Annotated in this window: 6 protein-coding genes and 1 tRNA gene; 2 read left to right on the forward strand and 5 right to left on the reverse strand. The window is 64.6% G+C overall.

Annotated elements, in window-relative coordinates; all coding sequences use genetic code 11:
• Positions 1-62: 62 nt before the first annotated feature.
• From ADK67_RS30840 to ADK67_RS51380, 5 genes are all read right to left on the reverse strand, one after another.
• Positions 63-410, reverse strand: a complete 348-nt coding sequence (locus tag ADK67_RS30840; RefSeq protein ID WP_053720051.1) for a type II toxin-antitoxin system PemK/MazF family toxin — start codon at positions 408-410, stop codon at positions 63-65.
• Complete coding sequence (locus ADK67_RS30845) at positions 397-627, reverse strand: ribbon-helix-helix domain-containing protein (protein ID WP_053720052.1); 231 nt, start codon at positions 625-627, stop codon at positions 397-399. Before ADK67_RS30845 ends, ADK67_RS30840 begins: the two co-directional genes overlap by 14 nt.
• A 10-nt stretch (positions 628-637) precedes the next feature.
• Complete coding sequence (locus tag ADK67_RS30850) at positions 638-2,074, reverse strand: MFS transporter (RefSeq protein ID WP_063797772.1); 1,437 nt, start codon at positions 2,072-2,074, stop codon at positions 638-640.
• 73 nt (positions 2,075-2,147) lie between these two features.
• Positions 2,148-3,230: a sigma-70 family RNA polymerase sigma factor gene (locus tag ADK67_RS30855; RefSeq protein WP_082404066.1), complete on the reverse strand. Its 1,083-nt coding sequence runs from the start codon at positions 3,228-3,230 to the stop codon at positions 2,148-2,150.
• A 211-nt stretch (positions 3,231-3,441) separates the two neighbouring features.
• Positions 3,442-3,527, reverse strand: a tRNA-Val gene (locus ADK67_RS51380).
• A gap of 277 nt (positions 3,528-3,804) precedes the next feature.
• Here ADK67_RS51380 and ADK67_RS30860 point away from each other — a divergent pair.
• Positions 3,805-4,269 (forward strand): hypothetical protein, encoded by a 465-nt coding sequence (locus tag ADK67_RS30860; protein WP_157620946.1) that lies wholly within the window; start codon positions 3,805-3,807, stop codon positions 4,267-4,269.
• The gene (locus ADK67_RS30865) at positions 4,266-5,597 is read left to right on the forward strand and encodes a DNA sulfur modification protein DndB (protein WP_053720056.1); all 1,332 of its coding nucleotides are present in this window, start codon (positions 4,266-4,268) and stop codon (positions 5,595-5,597) included. Before ADK67_RS30860 ends, ADK67_RS30865 begins: the two co-directional genes overlap by 4 nt.
• Positions 5,598-6,302 lie beyond the last annotated feature (705 nt).

The raw sequence follows: 6,302 nt of genomic DNA on the forward strand, positions 1-6,302 counted from the left end.
CCGTCTTCACGGGCGGTCCCGGCGGTGAAAACCCGGGTGGTCCCGGTGGTTCGCGCGATGCCTCAGAGCGACAGGTGCACGCGCAGGGCGTCGTCGAGCTGCTTGAGCACCGCGGGCGGCAAGCCGCCGATCCTGGCGCGGAGCCTGGCCGCGGCGACCGTGCGCACCTGCTCGGCCTGCGCCTTGGAGTCCGCGCCGAGCCCGCAGTCCTTGGCGGGCAGCAGCACCTGGAACGGGTACACCTTCGCGGTGTTGGAGGTGATCGGCACGACCGTCACCACGCCCCGGCCGCCTCGTTCGGCGGCCCGGTTCGCCGCGTCGTTGCTCACGACCACGGCCGGGCGGATCTTGTTGGCCTCGGCGCCCTGCGCCGGCTCCAGGTCCACCCAGTAGATGTCACCTCGCCGCATCGAGGACACCGTCTGACGCGGTCACGTCCCACATGTCGGCGTCCCCTCCGGCTTCCCACTCTTCCCACGCGCTCGCGTAGGCGTTCTCCAGACCCGCCTCGCGCAGCAGCGTGATCGCCTGGTGTATCACCGACGATCGTGAGGCGCTCCGGTGTTGCCGCAGGTAGCGATCAACGAACTCTACGTCCTCCTCGGGGAGGCTCACACTGATTTTCATACCACCGATGCTACCTCCGGTAGTACCCGGTCGGAACCTCGCCCGTGGGCGCCACCACGTCGGCGGCGGGGCGCCTCCCCGGCATCGCGAGACCGATCAGCATCCCGACGAACGCCAGCACGGCCACCGCGGTCAGCGAGCCCGCGAAGCCGTCGCTGAACTCCGCGGCCGTCGCGTAGCCGCCGACGGCGCCGAAGACCGCGACCGACACCGAGGTGCCGAACACGCCGCCGAACATGCGCAGCATCATGAACACGCCGGACGCCTGGCCGATCTGCGGCGGGCGCACCGCGCTCACGACCGCCTTCTGGGCCGCGGGCATCGCCGCGCAGACGCCCACCGAGCCGATGACCAGCGCGGGCAGGATCTCCAGGTAGGACGTGCCGGCGTCGATGGCGCCCGCCAGCCACGCCATGCCGGCCGCCTGCAGGAACAGCCCGCCGACGACGAACCTCCGCTCGCCGACCTTGTCGACCAGCCGACCGGCGATCGGCGCGCACACCATGAGCGTGCCGGTCCACGGCATCAGCATGAGGCCCGCGACCAGCGGACCGTGACCCTTGACGACCTGGAAGTACTGCGCGAGGAAGAACATCGTGCCGTACAGCGAGGCGAACACCAGGAAGTTCGCCGGGTTGGCCGTGGCGAACGCCCGCAGCGTGAAGAAGCCCATCGGGACCATCGGCTGCGGCGTGCGCTTCTCGTAGAGCACGAACGCGACCATCAGCAAGACCCCGCCCACCGCCGAGGCGACGACCTCGACGCTGCCCCACCCCGCCGCGTTGCCGCGCACCAGCGCCCAGATGACGCCGAACGCGCCCGGCGTCACCAGGCCGAGGCCACCCAGGTCCAGCTTGTCGTTCGGGCCGGTGCTCTCGTCCACCTTCCGCGTGGCGAGCAGGATCGCGACGATGCCGATCGGCAGGTTCAGCCAGAAGATCCACTGCCAGGCCAGGCCCTGCGCGATCGCACCGCCGATGAACGGGCCGCTGAACGTCGCCAGACCGGTGAGCCCCAGGTAGAGGCCCATCGCCTTGCCACGCGTGTGCGCCGGGAAGACCGCCGTGATGAGCGTGAGCGAGAGCGGCAGCACCATCGCGGCGCCCGCACCCTGGAACGCCCGGGCAATGATCAGGGAGACGATGTCCGGCGCCAGCGCGCACGCCACCGACGCGACCGTGAACAACGCCAGCCCCGTGTTGAACACCTTGAGGCGGCCGAATCGATCACCCAGCGCGGCGCCGGTGAGCAGCAGTACCGCGAACGTCAGGTTGTAGGCGTTGACGACCCATTCCAGTTGTTCGACCGACGCCGTCAGCTCCGCGCGGATCGTGCTCAGCGTCGTGGTCACGACCAGGCTGTCCAGGGCCATCATGAACGACGCCAGCGACGCCAACCCCAAGGTCCACGCCTGCTTGGACGTCATCCGGCCTGTTTCGGTGCTCACCGTTCTCCTCGGGTGTCGGAATTGCACGCGTCGGGATTGCGCGCCTCGGGATTGCGCGCGTCGGAACTCGCGGTCAGGCGCTGCCGATGGAGGCGCGGAGCGACCGCGGAAATCCGAACGGCGAGAGGGTGACGTTGTCGTGGAACCGGGTCAGGCCGGCGATCCGGTCGCCGGCCAGGGTCAGCACCAGCACGCCGTGCGCGTGCAGGATCGGCGTCCGCGGGTCGCGCAGGTAGGCGGCGAACGCGGGCTGGCCGTTGGCGCGCGTCGGGAACAGCACGTACCGCATCCCGTCGCGCAACGCCACCGTGGCCAGGAAGTGGCGGACGTCGTCCAGTCCCCGGTACTCCAGCGGCAACGGCGGCATGGTCAACCGCGCGTCGTTCGTCAGCAGGTCCACGACCGCGTCGACGTCACCGGCCTGGAACGCGCGGGCGAAGTCGTCCACGATCCGACGTTCCCGCGGCGAGTCCGGCAGCGGCGCGCTCTCCCGGTCGGGCCCCGGCAGTTCCCGCGCGAGCGCGCCGCGGGCACGTTTCAAGGCGCTGGTGACCGCGTTCTCCGAGGTGTCGAGGATGTTCGCGACCTCGACGGCCCGGAAGCCGAGCACGTCCCGCAGCACCAGCACGGCCCGCTGCTTCGGCGGCAGTTCCTGCAACGCGGTCAGGAACGCCAGCGACACCGACTCCCTGACCTCGTACCGCGCCTCCGGCCCCGGCGTGTGGTCGGCGATCTCGTCGAGCAGCGCGTCGGGGTACGGCTCCAACCAACTCGGCTCCGCGCGGCGGTGGGACGGCTCCGGCATCGACACCTCCGGCCGGTAGGCGTAGTCGTTCGGACGACGTCCACCGTCCCTCAGCGCGTTGAGACAGCGGTTGGTGGCGATGCGGTACAGCCAAGTCCGCACCGACGCACGCCCCTCGTACCCACCAATCCCGCGCCACGCCGCCAACAACGTCTCCTGCACCAGGTCTTCCGCGTCCTGGATCGAGCCGAGGATGCGGTAGCAGTGAACCTGCAACTCCCTCCGGTACGGCTCAACGACCTCGCGAAACGCCTCCCCATCCCCACCCCGCGCCAACCCGAGCAACTCGCCCTCCGCCCGCCGCGCGCGCCCCGCTGCGTCCGTTCCCCTGGCCGGCGGGATCCCTCGCATGGTGCTCCTCACTCTCCTGCGGTCACCGCCCCTCCCCGTGGCCTCGCACGGCCGGGCGGAACGTCCTCTCGGAGGTATGGACACCACCGGAACCGCAAACGGGTCGCTCCACGCACCCCAGTTTCCCGACCCACCTACGACATCGGCCTCGACCAGGAAAAACACTGGTCGAGGCCGATGTGACCGGGGTTCACGCGATCGCTGACCCCAGTGGGGCGGGTGGGGTTCGAACCCACGACCTGACGGATTGTTGGCCGTCTCTCCCATCGTCTGCCGACCCCTGCCGGCACCCGCCACCACCAGCGCACTTAGCGTCCGCGAACGACCACTATGGATCGTGCTTCACGGTTGTCTGCCGTCGTTTTATGGGGCAAAGGTGTGGCGCTGATCTTGCCGGGGTCACCAAGTTGAGACACCCGCATCACCCGACTCCCGACCCGCCCTCGTGGAGGCATCGCCCCAATAGCGACCAAGCGGGAAGCTACGCTACCTCAAGTCTAGCGTAGACATCCTCCAGCCTTGAGGGTACGCTGTCTGGCATCTAGCGTAAGACTAGCGTGAAGAGATAGGTAGGATGATGCGCCAGGGGCATCGCCAGGCCCAAAATCTGTTCCTCGAGTTGGGACGGATACTCGGTCATCGGCCAGTCAAGACGTTCAGTCCCCGTTGGCCTACCGATGGGGTCTGGTTTCCCAAGCTCAACGATGGCATCACCACTGAGTCCCCACTGGTGGCCGTTGAGGTGATCGTGTCGGAGGGCGCAAAAGCCATCCGTGGCTCGATCGGCGTATTGGAGGCGGTTTCCCCCGCCCTCGGCCTATTAATCGTGCAGGACGACGACATCGCCCGCCGATTGCGGTCGCAGGGATATACAGAGGAACGCATCCAGCAGACTCTCAAACACACTATCGAACAGATTAATGACCACATCTCCCATACCCGCCAGCGCCTAGATGTGTGGACCTACACCTATCTACACCGTCGATACCATCTAGCTACAACCGCCACGATTGCCTTGCGCAAGGAGAAGTCATTGTGAGTATCGTGTCCGTGTCCGTCGCTCTGCATGATGTTGATCGCATCGAGCGGCGAGGGATTGGCGTCGTCTTTCGTGGCATCATCACTATCGGTGCACTGTACGAGTATCTACGTCGCGGCATTGTCCGTTACTCTCCACGTTATCAACGAGGCTTCCGCACCACTGAGGACCTTCCTGAGTCCGAGTTTGATAAGTTGTTTTTGATCAACGACGAGCGATTGCAGATCGACCCCATGCGGGCCAGGGCGATTGCCGTCAAATATCTCAAGGGTTGGCTATTTACCTCGCACGTGACTTGGAACGTGCGAGTGCCCGACGGGTACGACGGTCATGCCTACGACTCGAAAAAGCGGACTGCGAACCTAGAGGGCGACCTCACCGTGCCGGACACCGGACACCGTCATCTCGCCTACTTCATGCTCGTACTTTGGCATGAACATCCCGAGGAGATACCGGAGAAGGTGAACGTGGACGGCACCATCGTCACGGAGGACGAGATCCTTGAGATGCTTAAGGACTTCGATCCTAAACACGAACAGGTATTCGTCGAGGCTTTCGCCTTGCCAGCACGAGAGGAAGGTCGACTCTACGACGAGTTCAACTCTGATGGCAAAGCGCCCTCGAATGCCGTCGCGATGGACCTCAACCCCGACAAGACACCTTCCCGGCGCTTTGTATCCCGCCTGATGGACAAGAGCGACGTGCTATCCCGTAGTGAGGTAGAAACCCGCCGTAACACCATCGGCAATGTCTCCCGCAAGCTAATCACTACCCCCACAATGGAGGCAGCGATGCGGCCACTCAACGATAAGTTGGCGAAGTTGGAGAACGCCAAGGACGGCCGTTACAACGATCTCGTCGACTTCTACAGCGAGTTCTTCAAAGAATGGTCGCACTACTTCAAGCCGTGGCAACCAAAAACGAAGGCAGAGGATCGCCACAAGCTGCGCGAGAAGTCTTTTGCATTGAGCAACATAATGATACACCCGTTGTTTCGGTTGGCCTATGATCTGTGGGCCGACTACGACTCCCGCAAGGTAGACTGGCACGCCGACAACCTTTGGAAACAGGCAGTAAATAAGCTCGCAGGGAAGACTACCGCAGAGGACGGCAAGGTCTACCCAGTCATGGCGCGGGCGAACCCGGACTGGCAGAGCCGTATTATGGTGAAGTCGCTGCAATCTGACGGCACGACAACCTGGACTCTCAGCAGCACTCGCCAGACTCGCGAGTCAGCTTACCTCTACCTTCTAGACATTGCCGAACTCGCACACCTCAGTGCGACGAAGTCGACGAAGCGGTCAAAGATATCAACCCCCACTGGATAGCTCGACGAACCGACAGGGCCTGGAATCCCTCCCAGGCCCTGTGTGCGGAATCATCTGGACGTAGAAGTACTTCGCCTTCGATCCGGCTTCTGGCTCACGCTTTCCCTGCGTTTCTTCTAGTCGTTCCGAATGCTGTCGCCGCAGGTCAGTGTGTCCTTTTGGGTCGATTCTTGTGCCATCTGACGTGCGGTTATGATCGGCAGGTATCAGCGAGTGTCATTCGGTGGCGGACTGTTCGCTGAGTTCCTTCTGACGAGCGGAAGCGGGCAGCCAGCGAGTCGCCTACTCGACCACAGCGGGGATGTCCTCCCGCCTGCACCGTGCCAGTGCCTTCACCGTGATGATCCTACGGGCGACCTCGTGCACCACTATGGGCAGTGCGCTCGACAGAGCAATTGTCGTCAACGTCATGCGGGGTCTCCGGACAAGCCAAAGTGGAGACCCGAGAAACGAGGGCTCAAGATCCATACGATCATCGACCGGGTAGGTCGGACTGAGCATGACTACGGGCTGTAGTGACAGGACAACGCTACCCGACCCGTCAAACACAAAGAGGGCTTCGTGTCATCCCGCCGACCTGGCTCGCCCCAACCGCACGTGTCAAGGGCAATGCCGTTTAGTTAGGTGGGTTTGGGTGTGTTGGTGCTGGTGGCGGGGTGTGTTGTCACTACGGTGTGGTGGGTGTCGTCTGGGGTGGAGCGTCGG

The organism is Saccharothrix sp. NRRL B-16348, assembly GCF_001280085.1.
Taxonomy (GTDB): Bacteria; Actinomycetota; Actinomycetes; order Mycobacteriales; family Pseudonocardiaceae; genus Actinosynnema.

What these genes read in the sequence shown, in the direction of transcription:
- ADK67_RS30860 (WP_157620946.1), top strand. Translation starts at nt 3,805, where the DNA reads ATGATGCGCCAGGGGCATCGCCAGGCCCAAAATCTGTTCCTCGAGTTG.
- ADK67_RS30840 (WP_053720051.1), bottom strand. Translation starts at nt 410, where the DNA reads ATGCGGCGAGGTGACATCTACTGGGTGGACCTGGAGCCGGCGCAGGGC.
- ADK67_RS30855 (WP_082404066.1), bottom strand. Translation starts at nt 3,230, where the DNA reads ATGCGAGGGATCCCGCCGGCCAGGGGAACGGACGCAGCGGGGCGCGCG.
- ADK67_RS30845 (WP_053720052.1), bottom strand. Translation starts at nt 627, where the DNA reads ATGAAAATCAGTGTGAGCCTCCCCGAGGAGGACGTAGAGTTCGTTGAT.